General features: G+C 29.0%; 23 protein-coding genes and 1 tRNA gene. 9 read left to right on the forward strand and 15 right to left on the reverse strand.

Features of this window, described 5'->3' with window-relative positions; translation table 11 throughout:
• Nucleotides 1–2 precede the first annotated feature (2 nt).
• The 7 genes from nikC (at nucleotide 3) to CSPT_RS06110 (ending at nucleotide 5,026) form a co-directional block, all read left to right on the forward strand.
• Entirely contained in the window at nucleotides 3–818 is an 816-nt protein-coding gene (gene nikC, locus CSPT_RS06080) for a nickel ABC transporter permease subunit NikC (protein ID WP_089182776.1), read from the forward strand.
• Nucleotides 805–1,551 (forward strand): ABC transporter ATP-binding protein, encoded by a 747-nt coding sequence (locus tag CSPT_RS06085; protein ID WP_161492219.1) that lies wholly within the window; start codon nucleotides 805–807, stop codon nucleotides 1,549–1,551. The genes nikC and CSPT_RS06085 overlap by 14 nt, the downstream gene beginning before the upstream one ends.
• Nucleotides 1,548–2,333, forward strand: coding sequence for an ABC transporter ATP-binding protein (locus tag CSPT_RS06090; protein WP_089182778.1), 786 nt, complete (start codon nucleotides 1,548–1,550; stop codon nucleotides 2,331–2,333). The genes CSPT_RS06085 and CSPT_RS06090 overlap by 4 nt, the downstream gene beginning before the upstream one ends.
• An 81-nt stretch (nucleotides 2,334–2,414) precedes the next feature.
• Nucleotides 2,415–2,660: an RNA-binding S4 domain-containing protein gene (locus tag CSPT_RS06095; RefSeq protein WP_089182779.1), complete on the forward strand. Its 246-nt coding sequence runs from the start codon at nucleotides 2,415–2,417 to the stop codon at nucleotides 2,658–2,660.
• Complete coding sequence (gene tsaE / locus CSPT_RS06100; RefSeq protein ID WP_089182780.1) at nucleotides 2,657–3,058, forward strand: tRNA (adenosine(37)-N6)-threonylcarbamoyltransferase complex ATPase subunit type 1 TsaE; 402 nt, start codon at nucleotides 2,657–2,659, stop codon at nucleotides 3,056–3,058. The genes CSPT_RS06095 and tsaE overlap by 4 nt, the downstream gene beginning before the upstream one ends.
• The gene (gene lptB, locus CSPT_RS06105) at nucleotides 3,051–3,779 is read left to right on the forward strand and encodes an LPS export ABC transporter ATP-binding protein (protein WP_089182781.1); all 729 of its coding nucleotides are present in this window, start codon (nucleotides 3,051–3,053) and stop codon (nucleotides 3,777–3,779) included. Before tsaE ends, lptB begins: the two co-directional genes overlap by 8 nt.
• 2 nt (nucleotides 3,780–3,781) lie before the next feature.
• Nucleotides 3,782–5,026: an RNA polymerase factor sigma-54 gene (locus CSPT_RS06110; protein ID WP_089182782.1), complete on the forward strand. Its 1,245-nt coding sequence runs from the start codon at nucleotides 3,782–3,784 to the stop codon at nucleotides 5,024–5,026.
• Here CSPT_RS06110 and CSPT_RS06115 read toward each other — a convergent pair.
• From CSPT_RS06115 to CSPT_RS06145, 7 genes are all read right to left on the reverse strand, one after another.
• Nucleotides 5,016–5,840, reverse strand: a complete 825-nt coding sequence (locus CSPT_RS06115; RefSeq protein ID WP_161492220.1) for an adenylosuccinate lyase — start codon at nucleotides 5,838–5,840, stop codon at nucleotides 5,016–5,018. The genes CSPT_RS06110 and CSPT_RS06115 overlap by 11 nt on opposite strands.
• 95 nt (nucleotides 5,841–5,935) lie before the next feature.
• On the reverse strand, nucleotides 5,936–6,232 hold the full coding sequence (locus CSPT_RS06120; protein ID WP_033915953.1) for a metal-sulfur cluster assembly factor: 297 nt from the start codon (nucleotides 6,230–6,232) through the stop codon (nucleotides 5,936–5,938).
• Nucleotides 6,233–6,239: 7 nt separating this feature from the next.
• Nucleotides 6,240–7,403, reverse strand: a complete 1,164-nt coding sequence (locus CSPT_RS06125; protein WP_033915954.1) for a hypothetical protein — start codon at nucleotides 7,401–7,403, stop codon at nucleotides 6,240–6,242.
• A gap of 3 nt (nucleotides 7,404–7,406) precedes the next feature.
• The gene (locus CSPT_RS06130; protein ID WP_089182784.1) at nucleotides 7,407–7,754 is read right to left on the reverse strand and encodes a hypothetical protein; all 348 of its coding nucleotides are present in this window, start codon (nucleotides 7,752–7,754) and stop codon (nucleotides 7,407–7,409) included.
• A gap of 96 nt (nucleotides 7,755–7,850) precedes the next feature.
• Complete coding sequence (locus CSPT_RS06135) at nucleotides 7,851–8,564, reverse strand: arginyltransferase (RefSeq protein ID WP_089182785.1); 714 nt, start codon at nucleotides 8,562–8,564, stop codon at nucleotides 7,851–7,853.
• Entirely contained in the window at nucleotides 8,561–8,785 is a 225-nt protein-coding gene (locus CSPT_RS06140) for a hypothetical protein (protein ID WP_089182786.1), read from the reverse strand. The genes CSPT_RS06135 and CSPT_RS06140 overlap by 4 nt, the downstream gene beginning before the upstream one ends.
• Nucleotides 8,778–10,217 (reverse strand): acetyl-CoA carboxylase subunit A, encoded by a 1,440-nt coding sequence (locus CSPT_RS06145; protein WP_089182787.1) that lies wholly within the window; start codon nucleotides 10,215–10,217, stop codon nucleotides 8,778–8,780. Before CSPT_RS06145 ends, CSPT_RS06140 begins: the two co-directional genes overlap by 8 nt.
• Before the next feature lie 141 nt (nucleotides 10,218–10,358).
• Between CSPT_RS06145 and CSPT_RS06150 the strand changes: the two genes are divergently transcribed.
• Nucleotides 10,359–10,435: transfer RNA gene (locus CSPT_RS06150), tRNA-Arg, on the forward strand.
• A gap of 14 nt (nucleotides 10,436–10,449) precedes the next feature.
• On the opposite strand, the gene CSPT_RS06155 is transcribed toward CSPT_RS06150, so the two are convergent.
• The 8 genes from CSPT_RS06155 to CSPT_RS06190 form a co-directional block, all read right to left on the reverse strand.
• A complete protein-coding gene (locus CSPT_RS06155; RefSeq protein ID WP_089182788.1) occupies nucleotides 10,450–11,289 on the reverse strand; it encodes an energy transducer TonB family protein in 840 nt (279 codons plus the stop codon).
• Nucleotides 11,252–11,641: a TonB system transport protein ExbD gene (gene exbD, locus CSPT_RS06160; RefSeq protein ID WP_089182789.1), complete on the reverse strand. Its 390-nt coding sequence runs from the start codon at nucleotides 11,639–11,641 to the stop codon at nucleotides 11,252–11,254. Before exbD ends, CSPT_RS06155 begins: the two co-directional genes overlap by 38 nt.
• Nucleotides 11,638–12,054, reverse strand: a complete 417-nt coding sequence (gene exbB, locus CSPT_RS06165) for a TonB-system energizer ExbB (protein ID WP_089182790.1) — start codon at nucleotides 12,052–12,054, stop codon at nucleotides 11,638–11,640. Before exbB ends, exbD begins: the two co-directional genes overlap by 4 nt.
• Nucleotides 12,055–12,128: 74 nt before the next feature.
• Entirely contained in the window at nucleotides 12,129–14,201 is a 2,073-nt protein-coding gene (locus CSPT_RS06170) for a TonB-dependent receptor domain-containing protein (RefSeq protein ID WP_089182791.1), read from the reverse strand.
• A gap of 237 nt (nucleotides 14,202–14,438) precedes the next feature.
• Nucleotides 14,439–15,374, reverse strand: coding sequence for a siderophore ABC transporter substrate-binding protein (locus CSPT_RS06175; RefSeq protein ID WP_089182792.1), 936 nt, complete (start codon nucleotides 15,372–15,374; stop codon nucleotides 14,439–14,441).
• Nucleotides 15,375–15,384: 10 nt separating this feature from the next.
• Nucleotides 15,385–16,137 (reverse strand): iron ABC transporter ATP-binding protein, encoded by a 753-nt coding sequence (locus tag CSPT_RS06180; RefSeq protein WP_089182793.1) that lies wholly within the window; start codon nucleotides 16,135–16,137, stop codon nucleotides 15,385–15,387.
• Nucleotides 16,134–17,087 carry an iron chelate uptake ABC transporter family permease subunit gene (locus CSPT_RS06185; RefSeq protein WP_089183329.1) on the reverse strand — a complete coding sequence of 318 codons (954 nt, stop codon included), beginning with the start codon at nucleotides 17,085–17,087 and terminating at the stop codon, nucleotides 16,134–16,136. The genes CSPT_RS06180 and CSPT_RS06185 overlap by 4 nt, the downstream gene beginning before the upstream one ends.
• A gap of 5 nt (nucleotides 17,088–17,092) precedes the next feature.
• The gene (locus CSPT_RS06190; protein ID WP_201261370.1) at nucleotides 17,093–18,106 is read right to left on the reverse strand and encodes an ABC transporter permease; all 1,014 of its coding nucleotides are present in this window, start codon (nucleotides 18,104–18,106) and stop codon (nucleotides 17,093–17,095) included.
• A 189-nt stretch (nucleotides 18,107–18,295) separates the two neighbouring features.
• Here CSPT_RS06190 and CSPT_RS09265 point away from each other — a divergent pair, with 189 nt between their 5' ends.
• Nucleotides 18,296–19,309, forward strand: a complete 1,014-nt coding sequence (locus CSPT_RS09265; RefSeq protein WP_235610054.1) for an RsiV family protein — start codon at nucleotides 18,296–18,298, stop codon at nucleotides 19,307–19,309.

Raw genomic sequence — 19,309 nt, forward strand, 5'->3', positions numbered from 1 at the left:
AAATGAAAATAATCCACTATATAACTATATTTTTAGCAATTTTCATAATTTTTATAATGTTTTTTGGTTTATATCTCGCACCACATGATCCAAATTTAGTAGATTTATCTCTTAAATTTGCACCTATTTCAAAAGATCATTTACTAGGTTGCGATCATCTTGGAAGAGATCAATTTTCAAGACTGATAGCCGGTAGTTCTTTATCATTAAAATCAGCTTTTATAACACTATTTTTCATACTGGCATTAGGTATAATAATAGGCGGATTAAGCGGTTTTGTAGGCGGAAAAATAGATAATTTATTGATGAGAATTTGTGATATGTTTTTAAGTTTTCCAACAGTTGTTTTAGCTCTATTTTTAGTTGGAATTTTAGGAACCGGTCTTACTAATGTCATTATTGCCATAGCTCTAACACACTGGGCTTGGTATGCAAGAATAATAAGAAGTTTAGTTTTATCACTAAAATCAAAAGAGTATGTTTTGATAAGCAAAATAAGCGGAGCAAGTATAACTCAAAATTTTAGTAAAAATATGATAAAACCAATTATCTCTCAATGCTTTGTGCTCGCAACTCTTGATATAGGTCATATAATGCTTCACATATCAGGACTTAGTTTTTTAGGTCTTGGGGTAAAAGCTCCAACTCCCGAATGGGGAATCATGATAAGTGATGCAAAAGAGTATATTTTTTCTCATAGTGAGCTTATATTATATCCAGGACTTGCACTATTTATAACCGTTTTTGTATTTAATATGCTTGGAGATATGTTGCGCGATAGACTAGATGTTTCGGTGGAAATTCATGAAAAGCCTTAAAATTTCAAACTTAAATATAAAAAATAATGATAAAAATATCGTTTCAAATTTAAACCTATCTATAAATAGTGGAGAAATAGTAGCTCTTGTTGGCAAAAGCGGAAGTGGAAAAACACTTAGTTCAAGTGCTCTTCTTGGTTTTTTACCAAAAAATCTAAATATGAGCGGAGATTTTTATATAAATAACACAAATTTAAAAGAGTTGAAAACACATAGATACATAAGCTACATAATGCAAAATCCAGCTTCAGCGTTTCATCCAACAAAAACAATAATGGGACATGCAAAAGAAACACAAAAAGCAAATAATAAAAAATTCAATAAAGATGAAATTTATCAAGCCCTACAAACAGTTAAACTACAAAAAGATATAGCAAATTTATACCCTTTTGAGATGAGCGGCGGAATGCTCCAAAGAGCTATGATAGCCCTTGCTTTGCTTCAAGATACACCATTTTTAGTAGCAGATGAGTGCACAACGGATCTTGATTTAATAGTCCAAAGCACGATTTTAGAAATTTTATCAGACCTTGCAAGACAAAAAAATATAGGAATTTTGTTAATAACACATGATTTTGGAGTAGTAGCTAAAATAGCTAATAAAGTTTTTGTTATAGATGAAGGTAAGATAGTAGAAGAAAACAGCGTAAAAGAAATTTTTGAAAATCCAAGGCATGACATAACAAAAGAGTTAATGAATGCGCATTTAAATTTATATAAAGAGACAATATGAATAAAATTCTAGAATTAAAAAATATCTCAAAAACATATAAATCTTTCTCATTTTTTAAATCAACAAAACCAAATAAAGTATTAAAGGATATATCTTTTAGCCTGCATGAAAAAGAAGCATTAGCACTCCTTGGACAAAGCGGTAGCGGTAAAAGCACAATTGCTAAGATTATTTGTAACATTACAAAACAAGATAATGGGGAGATTTATCTTGAAGATAAAAAAGTAAATTTAAAAACGTTAAGCCAAAAAAGAGAATTTTACAAGAAAGTTCAAATAGTATTTCAAGATAGTATCTCAGCATTAAATCCTGCATTAAATATCTTCGAAGCTATAAGCGAACCACTTGATTATCTTAGTAAATTTACAAAAAATGAAAAGAAAAAAATAGTAACAAATTTACTAAAAAAAGTTCATCTTGATATAAGCCTAGATACAAAAGTATCCTTTTTAAGCGGCGGAATGGCACAAAGGGTCTGCATAGCAAGAGCTATGGCAATATCACCAAAAATCATCATTTTAGATGAGGCAACATCTTCTCTTGATATAATCCTACAAAAAGAAATAATAAATTTAATAAACGAAATGAAAAGAAAATTTAGTTTTATAATAATAACCCACGATATGAGAATTGTTAAAATGATGTGTGATAGAGTAATACTGCTTGATGATGGTAAAATAATAGAAAATTTAGAACTAAACAATAAACAAACTTTTCAAAGTAATATCGGTAGAAAACTAATATCTTCAATACTTCCAAGAAAACCTACACAATTTTATTAAAAATTCCTTATTTTGCAAATAAACTTATGATATATGCAATTTTTCATAGAAAATTTTACATTTTTTTGTTAAAATATATCTATGAGAGTTGATAAATTTTTAAATGCGGTAAATATCACTAAACGCAGAACAATAAGCGAAGATATGTGTAGAAGTGGTGTCGTAAGCATAAATGGTATGGTAGCTAAAGCTTCAAAAGATGTGAAAGTTGGTGATAAAATTTCTATTAAATTTATCACAAAAACTGACGAATACGAAGTTTTAGCCATACCAATAACAAAAAATATACCAAAAAATTTACAAAGCGAGTTTATAAAAAAGATATGAAAACTTACATTTTATCATTAGATGAATTAGATGATTTTGTTAAAAAGCTTCCAAAAGAGGGCATAATTTTATTATGTGGAAATTTAGCAAGCGGTAAAACAACGCTAACTAAAAAAATAGCACTAAATTTAGAAATTACAGACGAGATTACATCTCCAACTTTTAATATCATGCAAAGTTATGACGATATTTTATACCATTATGATATATACAATGATGGCACAAAAAAGCTTTTAGAAACTGGTCTTTTTGAAAATTTATTTGAAGATGGTTTGCATGTAGTAGAATGGGCGGATAAAAGCTTAGAAAATTTACTTAATGAAAATTCTCTAAATTATATAAAAATAACAATCACTCCTTTTGAAGACAAAAGAAAATATGAGGTAGTTCGTGCATAAATTAGAGATAAAAAATCTGCAAAAAACTATAAAAAAATCTAACATTATAAAAGATATATCTCTTAGCGTAAAAAGTGGCGAAGTTGTTGGACTTCTTGGCCCAAATGGAGCTGGAAAAACAACAACATTTTATATGATTTGTGGTCTAATACCCCCAAGCAGTGGTAATATTTTTTTAGATGATTTAGATATTACTAAAATTCCACTTCATAAAAGAGCAAAACTTGGCATTGGCTATTTGCCACAAGAAAGCAGTATTTTTAAAGATCTAAGCGTAGAAGAAAATCTTATGCTAGCTGCCGAAGTTACATATAAGAAAAATGACAAACTAATACCAAAAAAAGTTGATGAAATGTTAGAGCTTTTAAACATTGAGCCAATTCGCAATAGAAAAGGCATTAGTCTAAGTGGCGGGGAGCGTAGAAGATGTGAAATAGCCAGATCTCTCATGATAACGCCTAAATTCCTACTACTTGATGAGCCTTTTGCTGGGGTTGATCCTATTGCAGTTGCTGATATTCAAAATATCATTAAAGATTTAAGAAAACTTAATATAGGCATTTTAATAACAGATCACAATGTTAGAGAAACACTTGCGATATGCTCTAGAGCTTATGTCATAAAAGATGGCTCACTACTAGCAAGCGGATCATCACAAGAAGTTGCCAACAATGAAATGGTTAGAACTTACTATCTAGGAACAGAGTTTAAACTCTTATAGATATGCTTCGTCAAAGCCAAACTCTTGGACCAAAAGCAAAGCTAAATCACACACTACAAAGCTGGTTGCCAATTTTACAAGCAAGCAGCGAAGATTTAAAAGAAACTCTTGAGCCATTAGTTAGCGGAAACCCTTTTGTAAGCATAGAAGCAAATCCAAAATCTATAAGAAAAAAAACTTTTTTTTCCACAAATACTAAAAACTCCACAACAGACAATATAGAATCCCTTTGTATATATGAAAAAAGCTTATATGAAAAACTTTATGAACAGATAAACAAGCCGCTTTTTCCTACTCAAAAATCACAAAATATTGCTTATAAAATCATAGAATGCATAAATAACGAAGGATATTTTGAAGAAGATAGCGAAATTTATAAAGAGTATTCAAAAGACGAAATAGAAAACATAAGAGCTAGATTTAGCCTACTTGAGCCAACTGGGGTTGGTGCTAGAAACTACAAAGAAAGTTTTTTATTTCAACTTGAAGATATGCAAATAGATAGTGAGCTTTATGATATTTGCACAAAACTTATAGAAAATTTTGAAAATCTTGAAGAATTTGTAAATTTAACTAGATATTCGCAAGCCATGAATATAATAAAAAAATTTAAAAATCCCCCAGCTATTGAATATCTAGAAAATCAAATGCAGGCAATTTCAGATATTATAGTTACAAGCTCAAGCGATGGCATACAAGTTAGTATAAATGATGATTATTACCCAAAGATAGTTATAGAAAATGAATATATAAATAACGACAATGAGTTTATAAGCTCTCGTATAAAAGAGGGGTTAGATTTAATAGACGCACTTGAAATGCGTAAATCCACACTTTATAAAATAGGACTTATGATTATAGAATATCAATACGATTATTTTATAGGTGGAGATATAAAACCAATGAGGCTTAAAGATATTGCCGTTGATTTAGGAAGAAATCCATCTACCATATCTCGTGCTATAACAAATAAATTTTTATCTTCTCCTAGAGGAACTGTGCCATTAAAGTTATTTTTTGCAGGAGCAGCTAGCGAAGAGGTTTCAAATGTCGCTATAAAAGAATTTATACAAAACGCAATCCTAAGCGAAAACAAGAAAAAACCACTCAGCGATCTTGCCCTACTCGAAATGGCTCAAAAAGAATTTGATGTAAATTTAGTTAGAAGAACTATCACAAAATATAGAAAATCTCTAAATATAGGCTCTTCTAGCCAAAGAAAAAAGCTCTACGCTATCACGCACTAATGAAGTTTTCTTGCTCTTTAAAGTATGGTTTCAATGCATCATATGCTTTTTGAATATTTTCAAATTTTTCTCTATATGAGTTTTGAATTTCCACAGGTTTGTTTTGATGTCTATCTGGATGATAAAGCTTTATAAGACTTAAATAACTAGATCTAACAGTCTCGCTATCATCTGTCTTTTCGCAACCCAAAATTTCAAAATACTCTTCTAGCAAATTTGCAAGTGCTTTAAATCTTTTTATAAATTTACTTGATTGTCTAACTTTAATCTCTTTTTTAAATTTAGCAAAAGATTTTTCATCATAATTGCAATCTATTGTATAATTAAATATCTCTTTTGTGTTAAAAAACATATCAAGCATATCTAGAGATTCTTCATTTTGTATATTTAGTGTAATGATATTTTCAAATTTATCAAATTTAATTCCCCACTCATTGCAACATTGATTTATATAAGAAATGAAAAAATTATCACTATTTTTTATATTTAAAGTTACTTCGCTATTTTTAAAATTTGCCTCTATTAAGACCACTGATTTGAGTGTATTTTGCTGGATTAAGCTTAATTTTATAGTAGAAAATTCGCTCATCTTAAAATCAAAACTTTTATTATGGTATTTTTTATACATATTTTGTAAAAATTTAAAGAAATACTTTCTTTGAACTTTCTCGCTCTCATCATAAAAAGATATTATTTTACCTTTATTGCCAACACTTTTTTTAAAATTTTTCTTAATCATTGATTGTAGCTGAGAAAACACGCTGCTATCATCTGTATTTATAGAAATAGACTCTAAAGTTTGAATTACATTCATAAAAGCTCTCCATCGCAAAATTACATAATCACTAAAGCAAATAGCGTTCCAATTTGACATATTTTTTATATTATAAATTTAAATATACAACAAAACTAAACTTTCAAAGCCTTTTTAACATAATCACTAGCCATTTCTATACTCCAAGCTGGCTCCCAAACTAGTTCGATTTCGCACTCTTTTACACCAATTGTTTTTAAAACAGCATCATTTACCCAAGTTAGTATAAGTTCATGCAAAGGGCAAGATTTTGTAGATAAAGTCATGACAATTTTTGCTTTTTCATTATCAAATAAAACTTCATATATAAGCCCTAATGATACGATATCAAAACCAATTTCTGGGTCAACTACGCTTTTTAAATTTTCATAAATTTCATCAATTTTATTCATATCTATCTCAACTAAATTTTATATATTTAAAAATATTTACCATATTGATAATTACACATATAACGCTCATAAAAAGAAATAATGCTACCATATATTTTAAATTTAAAACAGCCAAAAAAACTGAAAAAATATTAAAAAATAGAGAAATGTAGGCCAAATTCTTATTTATCATATCTTCTAGCATAGGAACTTTTTTCTTGCCAACAAAAGGCGAAACATAATGATACCAAACCAAAAAAGGCACTATTTTATAAAGATGTCCCACTATAAAAGCATATAAAAACCCATACGTTAAAGCAAAAACAAAACTATTTTTTTCATATAAATAAAGAACTATGGCTAGAAATAAAAACAAAAAACTAAATATTATATTTAAGTTCCAATAATCATAATTCCTCCTAACCCTATTTTTAAGTATTAAAATAACTTGAACTACAAAAAAAGCTAAGCTGATATATAAAAATATTTCAGCCAATTTTAAACTAAAAGTTAAGTTAACACCAATACATAAAAACACAACAAAAGATATTTTGTAGCATAAAAAACTATTTTTATGAGATAGTGTAAACATAGGTATTAGCACACTTGATGCACCTAGAATGATTAAATATATAAATCCTAAGACAAAATAAATATGATAATAAAATAAAACTTCTATATCTAGATTTATACTTCCACTTACTGCCAAAAGTAAAAAAAATCCAGTTAACACACCAATTAATAAGAAAAAACCGCCTACAAAAAATGTTAAATATGCATAATTTTTTACTTTAGCATTTTTAAAACTTAGTAAATAACTAATACAAAAAAATACTATGCTTAAAAATAAAACTATACCTCCAGAATACATAAAAGCAATATTTTCAATAAACATTCCATAAGAAAACAAAACTATGGAAAATGCATAAAATATAAAATTTAAAAAAGCAAACTTTATGCTATAAAAATCCTTTTCAAGAATAACAGAAGTTAACTGATAAAGTGCTCCAATTATAACACTAATTACAAAACCAACCAAATAAATATGAAAAAATGAAGCAGTATGGAAAGATAAAAATGAGCTAAAGTCTACATTAAAATAAACAAAAATACTCAAAAAAAGATAGCTTAAACCTAGTATTAAATATCCGCCGACAAGTTTAAATGGAGGCACAAAAGTTTTTATCATCATATTTTAACCGTGACAAACTTGATTTATATCGTAAGTTTTTGGCGTTACTCCCTCTTTTAAACTAAAAATAATCTTAACAAAACCACTTTTTAAATCTTCTTTTTCATAATCAAATTCATAACTTATTTTTGGAATAAGTCCCACTGGAAATTTATGATTTATCATAATTAGTTTTGTAAATTTATCTTTTATCAAATTTAAGCCAGCCATCGCGTTTACCATTGGTCCAGGAGGAGTTAGGGCTGTGCTATCAAATCCGATAAACCTGATACCATTTTCAATTTTTTCATAAAAATCAACGTTAGAACCAAAAACTTCAATCAAATTCCAATCTTTAAAATTTTCACTCATCTAAAATCCTTTTTATTTTAATTTTTAGGATTTTAACATAATACTTGTCCTATTTTATTGATTTTAATCAAAATATAATATAAAATTATTTTTGCATTACTCCCAAACACACTCTTTATTTATTTCTACATACTCTTTTAAGCTTTCAAAAGGGGTATATTCCCCCTTATAAGCCAAACTTGGACAATCTTTCACATAAAAACCTAGATAAATCCAACGAAGATTATTTACTTTTGCTAATATTATTTGCCTAAGAAGTGAAAATTTACCCAAGCTGTACCAAGAATAATCAGGATCATAATAGCAATAAATCGAACTTATGCCATCGTTTATAAAATCTATCAAATCTACACAAATAAGTTTTTCGCCATCATAGTAAGAAATTTCTTTACCAAATTCCCCTGCTCCATCTACATAAAGTTCATAATATTTTTGATAACTAAGCTCGTAAAATTTCCAATCTTTTTTGCTGCTCATATACATATGATATTTACTATAAAGCCTTAAATGCTCATCATCACAAAGTGGTGCTGAAATGTAAGAAAGTGTATTTTTATTGCGTTTTATTGCCTTTTTTGCACTCTTTGTAAAATTAAAATTTTTAGCATCTATTCTTATACTAATACATTCATTGCAATTTTCACATATAGGCTTTGAATAATATCTTCCAAAACGCCTATATCCATGTTGAGTTAGTGTTGAGTTTAAATCAAAACTAGCATCAAAAACATATTTATAGGCACTTCTTGAGGCTTTGGCTTCAAGATATGGACAAGGTGAACTAAGTGTGCAAAAATCAATGCTTATCATATCTTTTTTATGTTGTTATATCCTGCGTATTTTAAAAACTCGTCTTTTAAGTCGTCTAATTTATCTTGATGACTTTTTAAGTCATCTTCATCTTTGAAAATATCTTTAAATTCATCTCTATTTGGATTTTGTCTTGGTTTTTTTGTCTTTTTTGGTACTAAATTTACATCTTTTTGCAACTCTTTTCTAATCTCTTTTAAACTATCAAAAAAATCATTCATTATCACTCCTATGCTTTTTTAAAGCTGCCCCTATAACCGCTATTAGCTCATCTTTATTTTTATTTTCTTCATCTATTGTGTTTTCTAAAATAGATTCTAAGTTTTTCTCAACATACGAAGTATCAAAAAACCCTCTTCTAAATTCTCTTCTTTTTGATATTGTTAGCAAAAATGGTATGATTGTTTTAACACCTTTTATAGTAAATTCATCTAAAGCACGCTCTAACTTATTTACAGCCAAATCATAACTACTTGAAGTAACCATAAGCTTCGCAAGAAGTGAGTCGTAAAATGGCGGTATAGAATAATCCTTATATATATGACTATCGACACGAACAGATGGCCCAAGAGCTGGATAATACTCTTTAATACTTCCAAGTGCTGGTGTAAAGTTTTTCCAAACATCTTCAGCTGTAATTCTAGCTTCTATAGCAAAACCTTGCGGTTTTATATCACTTTGTTCAAGTTCTAAAATTTCTCCATTTGCAATGCGTATTTGCCTAACTATGAGATCAACGCCTGTTATTTCCTCTGTTATGCCATGCTCTACTTGAATTCTTGTATTCATCTCCATAAAATAAAAATTATTATAATCATCAAGTAAAAATTCCACCGTTCCAACATTTGAATAATTTACCGCCTTAGCAGCAGAAACAGCCGCAACACCCATAACTTTACGCAAATTTTCACTTATAGTTGGACAAGGTGCGATTTCTATAATCTTTTGATGTCTTCTTTGGATTGAGCAATCTCTTTCACATAAATGTATAATATTTCCGTAGTTATCCCCCAAAATTTGAAACTCAATGTGTCTTGGATTTACAACTAATTTTTCCATAAAAACTTCATCATTATTGAAGTATTTTAAAGCCTCTCTTTTGCAAGACTCATAGGCATTTTCCATATTGCTTTCATCCCAAACTTCCCTTATGCCACGACCTCCGCCGCCGCCGCTTGCTTTTAATATAACAGGATAGCCTATCTTTCTAGCATACTCTTTTATGGTTTGCATATCTTCGTGATTTAATGGCTCAGTACCAGGAACAACCGGAATTCCATTTTTTTTCATAAGATATCTAGCGATATTTTTATTTCCCATTTTCCTTATAACATCAGGACTTGGTCCTATAAATATAAGTCCTGCGTCTTCAACTTCTTTTGCAAACTCATAATTTTCACTTAAAAATCCATATCCTGGATGTATAGCATCAGCCCCGCACTCTTTTGCGGCTTTTACTATAGCTTTTGCATCCAAATACCCCTTTATAGGATCTTTGCCCATACAAATTGTCTCATCTGCAATTTTTACATGCAAACACTCTCTATCAGGCTCAGTAAAAATAGCAACAGAGTCCATATGTAAATCCTTGCAAGCCCTAACAATGCGAACCGCTATTTCACCACGATTTGCTATAAGTATTTTCTTTATCATCTCCTACCTTAAATTTATTAATTAATTATAGCTGTTATAATATCATAAAATATCTAAAATAAAAAAAATACTTAAATTCTTAAACCAATTTGTTAAATTTAAGAATAAATTTGATATAATACGCATTCTGTTTATATTTATGCGCCCTTAGCTCAGCTGGATAGAGCATTTGATTGCGGTTCAAAAGGTCAGAGATTCGAATTCTCTAGGGCGTACCATATTAATTATAAAACTATCTAAGCGTAAATTTAATCGGCACTTCAAAAGTAGTATCAGCTTTTATCTTTGGAAATTTATGCTTAACTTTGTTTATAACAGATAAAACCGTATCATCTAAAATTTTATGCCCCGAAGATTTAGCAACCTTTAAATTTGCAACATCGCCATTTTTATGATATGTAAATTCAATAACTGCAACACCTTGTTTTCTCATCCTTCTAGCGGCTCTTGGATAGTTTTTTTGTGCTTCTTTTGCTATGATAGCTTGAATTTGAGCACCGATATCTGCTTTTTCGTTAGCACTTAAACTTTGAGTTGTATTTTCCCCGGTAATAGCACTTGAAGCTATTTTATTTGAGTTTGGATTATAGGCATTATATCCGCTATTTGCAGTTTCTTTTTGCTCATTTATTTGTTTATTTTCTACTTTTTTATTTTGTTGTTGAACTTTTTTTTGTTTTTTAACCGGTTTTGGTTTTTCTTTTTTTATAACCTTGTCTATCTTTTCTTTTTTAACAACCTCAACAATCTCTTTTTCTTTAATGATTTCTTCAACCTCTTTTACAACTTCGACTATCTCTTCTTTAGGTTCTACTACCTCTTTTGCAATCTCTACATCTTCAACTTGCTCTATAGGTTCAACATTTTTTACAGGAGGAGCGTCATTTAACCCACCGCCTATTTCAAAAAACTCTAAATCAATCTTAGTTATATTTATAGGATTTACTTTTTTTATATCTGGTTTATAAAATAAAATAGTATAAATAAGGCATATATGAAATAAACCACTAACTATAAAACCTATAAAAAAACCATTAATCTCTAACTTGCGTTGCGATTTTAAAATTTTCATGTTTATTTAACTTTAAAATATCTATAACTCTAACAAAACTTTCAAATTTAGCATCTTTATCACTTTTTAAGATAATAGGAGTTTGTCTATCTATACTGCTTAGCTCTTTTTGAAACTCTTCTTGAGAGAGAATTTTATCATTTAGATAAATAGTGCTATTTGAGTCTATAGAAATAGTTATAATGTCTGTATCTTTTTCTAAACTTCCACTTTTTGACTTTGGCAAATCTATATTTATATTTCCTTGAGCAATGAATGTTGATATGCTTAAAACCATACATAAAAGCACTAGCATAATGTCTATTAAAGGTATAACATTAAGACCATCTTTTTTAATGCTGTTTCTTTTCATCTATTGTTATACCTTGTAAGAATAACATCAACTTTTCTACCAAAAGCGTTATATATCATAAGTGTTGGAATTGCGACTATCAAACCCATAGCAGTTGCTTTTAGCGCTAAACTCATACCCACCATTACAGCACTTGCATCAACACCTCCTGCTAAACCCATCTCATAAAAAGTTATTATTATGCCTATAACAGTTCCTAACAAGCCTATATAAGGAGCATTTGAATATATAATATACATTAAAGTTAAATTCTTTGTAAGTGCTATTTCTAACTCATCAGCGCTGTCATAATCCTCAAATTTAACCTTAGAATAAAAATACAACCTCTCAACCGTATAAAGCATAACTAAAAAACTCATAAAACCAAGAAGTCCTATGATAAAATAATCAAGATACTCTTTTAAAAATTCCATCCATTTCCTTTAAATTTAAATATGCCCCTTTGGAAAGCGGGGCATAAAATTAGTAAAACTTACTTAATATATTATTAGAATTTATAACTTACATTTAACTTAATATTTCTTCCTTCTTCCCAATCAATACCTCCAACTTTAGCTGAAGAGAAATCAAGCGTTCTTTGATTGTGCGAAGCATATGTTTTATCAAATATATTATAAACCCCGAAATTTAACTCAAGTCCTTTAAATTTACCACTATTAGGAACCCAAGTAGCATACACATCATGAACTGCATATCCTGGTTTATCAATCTTTTGATCCGTTCCATCTTTATACTCATCTATTCCAGTAAATGCTATAGTATTCCAACCTATAAACATATCCAATGGTGAAACAAAATACTCGGCATTAAAAGTTATCTTATCTCCGGTATCTCCATATGCTAGAGTTGAGCCATAAACTGATTTGCCTCCTCTACCCGCTTTTTTAGCAAGTTCTGCAACATCATAATCAGTATTTTGAGATGAGTAACTAGCGCCAAGAGTTAAATTTTCTATAAATAGCTTAGCAGCTAACTCATAACCTTTTATTGTAGCATCTCCGGTATTTAGTCTAGTAGAATAAGCACTACCTGGCTCTGACATTTCTGCTATTAAGTTTTCATAATCAGTATAAAAATATTTCGCACTTAAACTTATATGAGAGTTATCGCTTATATCAGCCATATATCTTAAGCCTACTTCATAAGCATCGCCAGTTTCTGCATCTAGTGGTGCATCATAAGCAGCTTTTGCATTTTTATCATTTAGTCTTATACCCTCATATACATCTGGACCACGGAAAAGCTTAGCATAACTTGCATACATACCAAGACCAAATTCTGTTTGATAATCTACAAGAATAGCTGGCGATACCTCATCCCAGTCATAGTTTGATCTACCATTTGGATCACCTTTTTTACCGCCAATTGTTTCTAGTTCATAGTAATCAAACCTAACACCAGGAACTATGGTAAGTCCTCCATATCTCATTTGATCTTCTATAAATAGCGATAAACTCGTTGTTTCATCATCAGGCACGCCTATGGAATTTCCTGTTGTTTTTGCGGCTTTTGGATTTCTTTTTGTATCATTATAAGATGATGATGTGTAGTATTCAGTACCATAAACTAGCGTATGATCTAGTGAGCCTGTTTCAAATTTGGTTTTATTTATAACTTTTGTACCAAATGTTTCAACACCTGTATTTATACCAAATTTATCATTTTTTGTCATATCAAGGTTATGATCTGTATAATAAGCATTGATATCTAAATCAACATAGTCATTTGGATTATATGTATAATTTAAAGTAAATGTATCTCTTAAATATTCACTTTCTTTTAAATTTCTAAGACCTGTTTTATTATCTATACCGCCTGGCCATTCAGCTTTCATTGGATAGTTTCCTTTATACTCCATATGCTCGTAACTACCCTCTAATCTACCATAATCCCCAAGCCTCGCACCTAGTTTTAATAAATAATTATAATCATCTCCATCTCCGCCTATTTTTCTTCCATCGCCATCTTCTCCAAAATCATAACCTCTATGGTTAAAATAACCCAAAAAGTCAAACATTCTATCTTCATCAGCACCATACAAAGTTATGCCTTGCGAAAAAGAATCATTATTTGAGGCATAGCCCATATTTAATTTAGCCCCTATTATCTCATCGTCTTCAAGCAAATCAGCAGCATCAACTGTTTTAAAAGCAACACTACCACCCATAGCGCCACTTGTTCCAACAACACTATGAACACCAATTCCAACATCTACTGATTTTATGATTGATGGATCTATCAGCAAGTCTGCGTTATGATGAAAGGTATTTCCTTTTTGTCTAGCACCATCAATTGTTACATTTAAACCTCTATCATTCATACCGCGCATATATATTTTTTGATTATAACCATTTGTTCCGCTCATATAAACACCTGGTATATCTCTTAAAACATCTTTGATTAAAGTAGCATTTCTAACATTTACTTTGTATGCATCTACATTTTGATTGTTTGTAACCGAACTGCTAACCTCGATAGTATCAAGGCTTACCTTATCTTGAGCAAAAACATTTCCAACTAAAAAAAATGTTGCTATGATTGAAAAACTTTTCTTTTTCATCTTTATCCTTGTAAAATTATTTAAAAAATAAAAAATATATATTTTTTATTAGCCGGAAGTTTATACTATATTAACTTAAATACTAATAAATATTGATAATTACATTCATTATATAATTTATAAAATATTTATGAAGGGTGGAGTGTTATAATCTCATTTAGTACAAATTTTTGCTAGTCATAAAATTTACTAGCAAAAATTTTATATTGATATTTTGTTTTAATTGATTGTTAAATATTATGGATATCTTAGTGCTTCTTCTAAATCTTTTATCATTAAATCCATAGCAGTTATACCGCCCTCACTTAAATACCACACACTTGGATTTAAATAAAATATGTTACCATTTTTATGGGCTTTTGTTTTATTTATAAGCTCATTATCCATAACACTTTTTGCAAGTTTTGCACCTTTTTTTGATATAGCACTATCTCTATCAAGCACAAATATATAATCAGGATTTAGTTTTAAAACAAGCTCAAAAGAAGAATCATTACCATGCGTTGTTTTGGCATCTAAAACAACATTTTCAAAACCTGCATCAGTTGTTATCATCGCACATCTTTTTTCATTTCCAAGTGTATTAAAGCTAGAACTGCTAACAAGCCCTAATATAGCAGTTTTTCCACTTGCTTTTTCTTTAATATCTTTCAACCTTTTTTCAAATTTATTAAATTTATCATTTGCAAAATTCTCTACACCAAATATTTTTGAAATTGTATTTACATTCTCTCTTACGCTATTAAAAGTCCCGTTTTTATAGTCTATGCCAAGATATACAACTGGAGCTATTTTAGAAAGCTTATCATATTGCGAAGCAAGTCTAGTTCCTATAAATATAATATCTGGCTCACTACTCATCAAAGCTTCTAAATCCACCTCTTTTACACTCCCGATATTTTTGATATTCTTATCATCATTGTATTTGCCTAGATAATACACTTTTTGGGCTTTTGTTAAGCCAACTACATTTGAGCCAAATCCAAGAGCATCGATAGTATCAAGTGAAGCCATATCAGCAACTGCTACTCTTTTAGGATTTTGTGGGACTTTTATGGTTGTTTTTTGACTCGCGGCATTAAGACTAACAATCTCAATTTCCTTAGCATTTAAACTATATGCAAATAAAGCTATCAAACTAATGATGGCAACTTTTTTAGATATTTTTAACATTTTTTCTCCTTTAACAATAAACACATAAAGGTCTACCCTTTATATCAAATATTTCAAAATCAACATTATAAAGTTCAGATAAATTTTGTTTTGTCATTACCTCATCTACTTTTCCAAACTTAGCTACTTTCCCATCTTTAAAAGAGCATATATAATCGCTATAATATGCCGCTAAATTTAGCTCATGAAGAACCATTATGATGGTTTTTCCCATATTTTTTGACAAATATGATATATTTTTCATAGTTTGTATAGAGTGATAAATATCAAGATTATTTGTAGGCTCATCAAGTAAAACATACTCGGTATCTTGCGCTATAACCATAGCTATGAAAGCTCTTTGTTTTTGCCCTCCGCTAAGTTCATCTATATATTTATCAGATAAATCATAAAGCTCCATTGATGAAATTGCTTCATCTACTTTTTGAAGATCTTCTTTAGTCAGCCTACTGCCACTATATGGAAATCTTCCAAAACTTACAAGCTCTTTTACGCTAAGCTTTATATTTATATTATTAGTTTGAGAAAGTATAGCCAGATGTTTTGCGATATCTCTACTTTTCCATTTTGATATATCCTTTCCTTTAAACTCAATTATTCCCTCATCTTTTGATATAAGCCTAGAAATCATACTCATCACAGTTGATTTACCAGCTCCATTTGGTCCTATAAATGATGTAATCTTTCCTTTTGGTATATCAATACTCACATCATCAACTACGGTTTTATCGAAATACGATTTTGATAAATTTAATATTTTCATAATTTTCCCTTACTTATTATCAACAAATACATAAAATAAAGTCCGCCTATTACACTTATAAAAACTGATATTGGCACACTTAAAACAAAAACATGTTCGGTAATGCTTTGAGCAATCACCAGTATAATAACGCCAAATAATATACTTCCAAGTATTAAATAACTATGTTTATAAGTTTTAAAAAGACCTCTTGAAAGATTTGCTATAATAAGCCCAAGAAACGATATAGGACCAACAAGAGCAGTAGCAACAGCTATAAAAAGCGTTATACCAAGCAAAAGTCTTTTTATGCTTTTATCATAATCCACACCTAAATTTATAGCCTGTTCTTTCCCTAAGCTAAGCACATCTAAAAGAGTTAAATCTTTATAATAAATAAAGCTCAAAATAGCGGTTATAACAATTGCCATAAATAAAATATCGCTATTTACATTATTAAAACTAGCTACAAGTGAACTAAGCAAAGTATCGTATTCATTTGGATCCATAATTCTAACTATTGAATTTTGAAAAGATAAGAAAAATGTAGACATAACGGTTCCAGCAAGCAAAACATAAAGAACATTATAACGAGTTATTTTAAAAAGATAACTATATACAAAAGTAGCAATAAAAGCCATCAAAACAAGATCTATAGCAAAATTTACAAATTTATTTACAACTAAAAAACTACTACTTCCAAGAAAAAACACTGCTGCAGTATGTATAAGCAAATATAGTGAGTTCATACCAAGAAGGCATGGTGTAACAATGGTATTTTTTATAATAGTTTGAAATATTAGCGTTGCAACACCTATACAGTATGCACACAAAAGCATAGCTAGTAATTTTGGCACTCTTATACTCATAGCAAATTCAAAAAATTTAAAATTAACATTATAAAACATAAAAAAAATAGATGAAAAAATGCTTAAAACCAGCAAAATGATAAGCTTTAACGAAGATGACATACTTTTCAAGACTTATCCTTTTTTATGCTAATTTGACTAAAGCAAGAATTTGCAAAAGCAATTATGTTAAATTTTCCGCCATTTAATTTTATAATTATAAGAACTATAAAAATAATACTTCCTAAAATACCGGAAATAAGCTCTATTGGTAATTCATAAGGCGACATTATAACTCTTCCTAAAATATCGCAAATCAAAACAAAAACAGCACCAAATAAAGCTGTATCAACTATAGTTCCTTGTAATTTATCTCCTTTAAACATTCTAATTAAATTTGGAACTATCAATCCTATGTATGATATAGAGCCTACTACCACAACAACAGAAGCTGTTAGCATAGCTGATAAACTAAGTCCTAAAAATAGCACTACATTATAATTTACTCCTAAATTTTTTGAAAAATCTTTACCCATTCCGACTATATTAAAATAATTAGCAAAAATAAAAGCCAAAACAACAAGAGGCAAAGCAAGATAAAGTATCTCATATCTTCCTTTTATAATAAGAGAAAAACTACCCGTAATCCAAGTTGAAAGTGCTTGAACCATATCATATCTAAACGCAAAATAATTTGTAATGCCGCCAATTACATAACCAAACATTATACCAACAAGAGCCACCATAACCGCATCTTTAAATTTAATAGCTTGTATAAAAGCTACATATATCCAAGTCCCAATCATAGCCGTTGCAAAGGCAAAAATGGCTCTTTGAAATATAGTTGAGCTTGGAATAAAAATAAGAGCTAAAAGTATGCCAAACTGGGCTGAAGCTATAGTTCCGCCAGTTGTTGGTGATACAAAATTATTTTGACAAAGCTGTTGCATTATAAGACCTGCAACACTTAATGCTATACCGCTAAGAATAATAGCTAAAAGCCTTGGCAACCTAGATACAAAAAGCACTTCAAGATGCTCTCCATTTAAAATTCCTTTCATATCTACATCTAAAACACCTATAAAAATAGAAAAAAAGCTCAAAATGATTAGTAAAAAGAGTAGAACTATAGTAGAACGCAATATTTTCCTTGATATTAATTTTGATAACCATTATAACAATTTATAAATTAAATTTATTTTAAAAATTATTAGTTTAAAACCCTCAAAAAAACAACTTTAAAAATTTTAAAATGTTTAAATTTTAAAACCTTTTTAACACATTTTTTTGTATAATTCACATTTTTACACATTAAGGTTATAATACAAAAAATGAAAAATATATTTGCATTACTTTTAATATTTATAAATTTATCATTTGCTTATGAAAATATCACAATTGAAGATGGATATAGCTTTATATATAAAGATAATAATTGTAGCGATGAGACAAATTCAACCCAAATTTACATAAATTATTATGATAAAAATAACAATTTAGATGGTAAAAATAACAAATATTATGGGCATATTTTTACACAAGGAAATGTATATACTTTTTCAGATGTTACGCCAAAAGAAGACGAAAATAAAACTATTTTTAATATCAAAACCAAAAATATATCAGTAAAAGCAAATGTTATAAATGATCGTTTTGAAGGCGTAATTAAGCTAAATAACACAACACAAGATATAAATGCCTCTCTTGATAAAAAGTATTCTCTTATAATGATAACAGCAAAAGCAAATTTCGAACAAATCTCTCAACGAGATTTTATATTTAAAAAAAGCTTTGTTTATGATGCTATAGATTTTAAAGATCAAAACTCTTCTCAAATGCGATTTAAGATGGCAAATTTATTAAAAAATAGCTATTTAGATGAATTGTCAAATTGGTATAACGAATTTTTTGCATCAAATAATGTAAATTTTAACAGCCCTACTTTTATAAGATATAATAACAATTTAGAAAATATCTACTATAAAAAAGGCAATTTGACCGTATTTTTAACAGATGAATATTTTTATAGCGGCGGTGCTCACGATAATACAAGCAAACAATATGAAGTTAATTATAAAGAAAAAAAACTTGAATTAAGCGACATTTTAAAAGATGTCCATGATCAAAACTTAATTTCTATGATTTGGGATAAAGTAAAAGTTTATGCATATATAAAACAAAACGATCTTGAAATTTCAAAGAATTTTTCAATATCTCCTTATGGCATTACTTTTGTGTATAATCCTTATGAGATCGGTCCTTTTTCTGCTGGAATCATAGAAGCGTTTTTTAAATTTAGCGAAATTAAACCATTTTTAAAAGATGAATTTTTAAGTATATTATAA

Source organism: Campylobacter sputorum subsp. sputorum (assembly GCF_008245005.1).
GTDB classification, from domain to species: domain Bacteria; phylum Campylobacterota; class Campylobacteria; order Campylobacterales; family Campylobacteraceae; genus Campylobacter_F; species Campylobacter_F sputorum.

Excerpts from the sequence above, each read along its gene's own strand:
- nikC (WP_089182776.1), top strand. The coding sequence starts at position 3 with ATGAAAATAATCCACTATATAACTATATTTTTAGCAATTTTCATAATT.
- CSPT_RS06085 (WP_161492219.1), top strand. The coding sequence starts at position 805 with ATGAAAAGCCTTAAAATTTCAAACTTAAATATAAAAAATAATGATAAA.
- CSPT_RS06090 (WP_089182778.1), top strand. The coding sequence starts at position 1,548 with ATGAATAAAATTCTAGAATTAAAAAATATCTCAAAAACATATAAATCT.
- CSPT_RS06095 (WP_089182779.1), top strand. The coding sequence starts at position 2,415 with ATGAGAGTTGATAAATTTTTAAATGCGGTAAATATCACTAAACGCAGA.
- tsaE (WP_089182780.1), top strand. The coding sequence starts at position 2,657 with ATGAAAACTTACATTTTATCATTAGATGAATTAGATGATTTTGTTAAA.
- CSPT_RS06110 (WP_089182782.1), top strand. The coding sequence starts at position 3,782 with ATGCTTCGTCAAAGCCAAACTCTTGGACCAAAAGCAAAGCTAAATCAC.
- CSPT_RS06115 (WP_161492220.1), bottom strand. The coding sequence starts at position 5,840 with ATGAATGTAATTCAAACTTTAGAGTCTATTTCTATAAATACAGATGAT.
- CSPT_RS06120 (WP_033915953.1), bottom strand. The coding sequence starts at position 6,232 with ATGAATAAAATTGATGAAATTTATGAAAATTTAAAAAGCGTAGTTGAC.
- CSPT_RS06125 (WP_033915954.1), bottom strand. The coding sequence starts at position 7,403 with ATGATGATAAAAACTTTTGTGCCTCCATTTAAACTTGTCGGCGGATAT.
- CSPT_RS06130 (WP_089182784.1), bottom strand. The coding sequence starts at position 7,754 with ATGAGTGAAAATTTTAAAGATTGGAATTTGATTGAAGTTTTTGGTTCT.
- CSPT_RS06135 (WP_089182785.1), bottom strand. The coding sequence starts at position 8,564 with ATGATAAGCATTGATTTTTGCACACTTAGTTCACCTTGTCCATATCTT.
- CSPT_RS06140 (WP_089182786.1), bottom strand. The coding sequence starts at position 8,785 with ATGAATGATTTTTTTGATAGTTTAAAAGAGATTAGAAAAGAGTTGCAA.
- CSPT_RS06145 (WP_089182787.1), bottom strand. The coding sequence starts at position 10,217 with ATGATAAAGAAAATACTTATAGCAAATCGTGGTGAAATAGCGGTTCGC.
- CSPT_RS06155 (WP_089182788.1), bottom strand. The coding sequence starts at position 11,289 with ATGAAAATTTTAAAATCGCAACGCAAGTTAGAGATTAATGGTTTTTTT.
- exbD (WP_089182789.1), bottom strand. The coding sequence starts at position 11,641 with ATGAAAAGAAACAGCATTAAAAAAGATGGTCTTAATGTTATACCTTTA.
- exbB (WP_089182790.1), bottom strand. The coding sequence starts at position 12,054 with ATGGAATTTTTAAAAGAGTATCTTGATTATTTTATCATAGGACTTCTT.
- CSPT_RS06170 (WP_089182791.1), bottom strand. The coding sequence starts at position 14,201 with ATGAAAAAGAAAAGTTTTTCAATCATAGCAACATTTTTTTTAGTTGGA.
- CSPT_RS06175 (WP_089182792.1), bottom strand. The coding sequence starts at position 15,374 with ATGTTAAAAATATCTAAAAAAGTTGCCATCATTAGTTTGATAGCTTTA.
- CSPT_RS06180 (WP_089182793.1), bottom strand. The coding sequence starts at position 16,137 with ATGAAAATATTAAATTTATCAAAATCGTATTTCGATAAAACCGTAGTT.
- CSPT_RS06185 (WP_089183329.1), bottom strand. The coding sequence starts at position 17,087 with ATGTCATCTTCGTTAAAGCTTATCATTTTGCTGGTTTTAAGCATTTTT.
- CSPT_RS09265 (WP_235610054.1), top strand. The coding sequence starts at position 18,296 with ATGAAAAATATATTTGCATTACTTTTAATATTTATAAATTTATCATTT.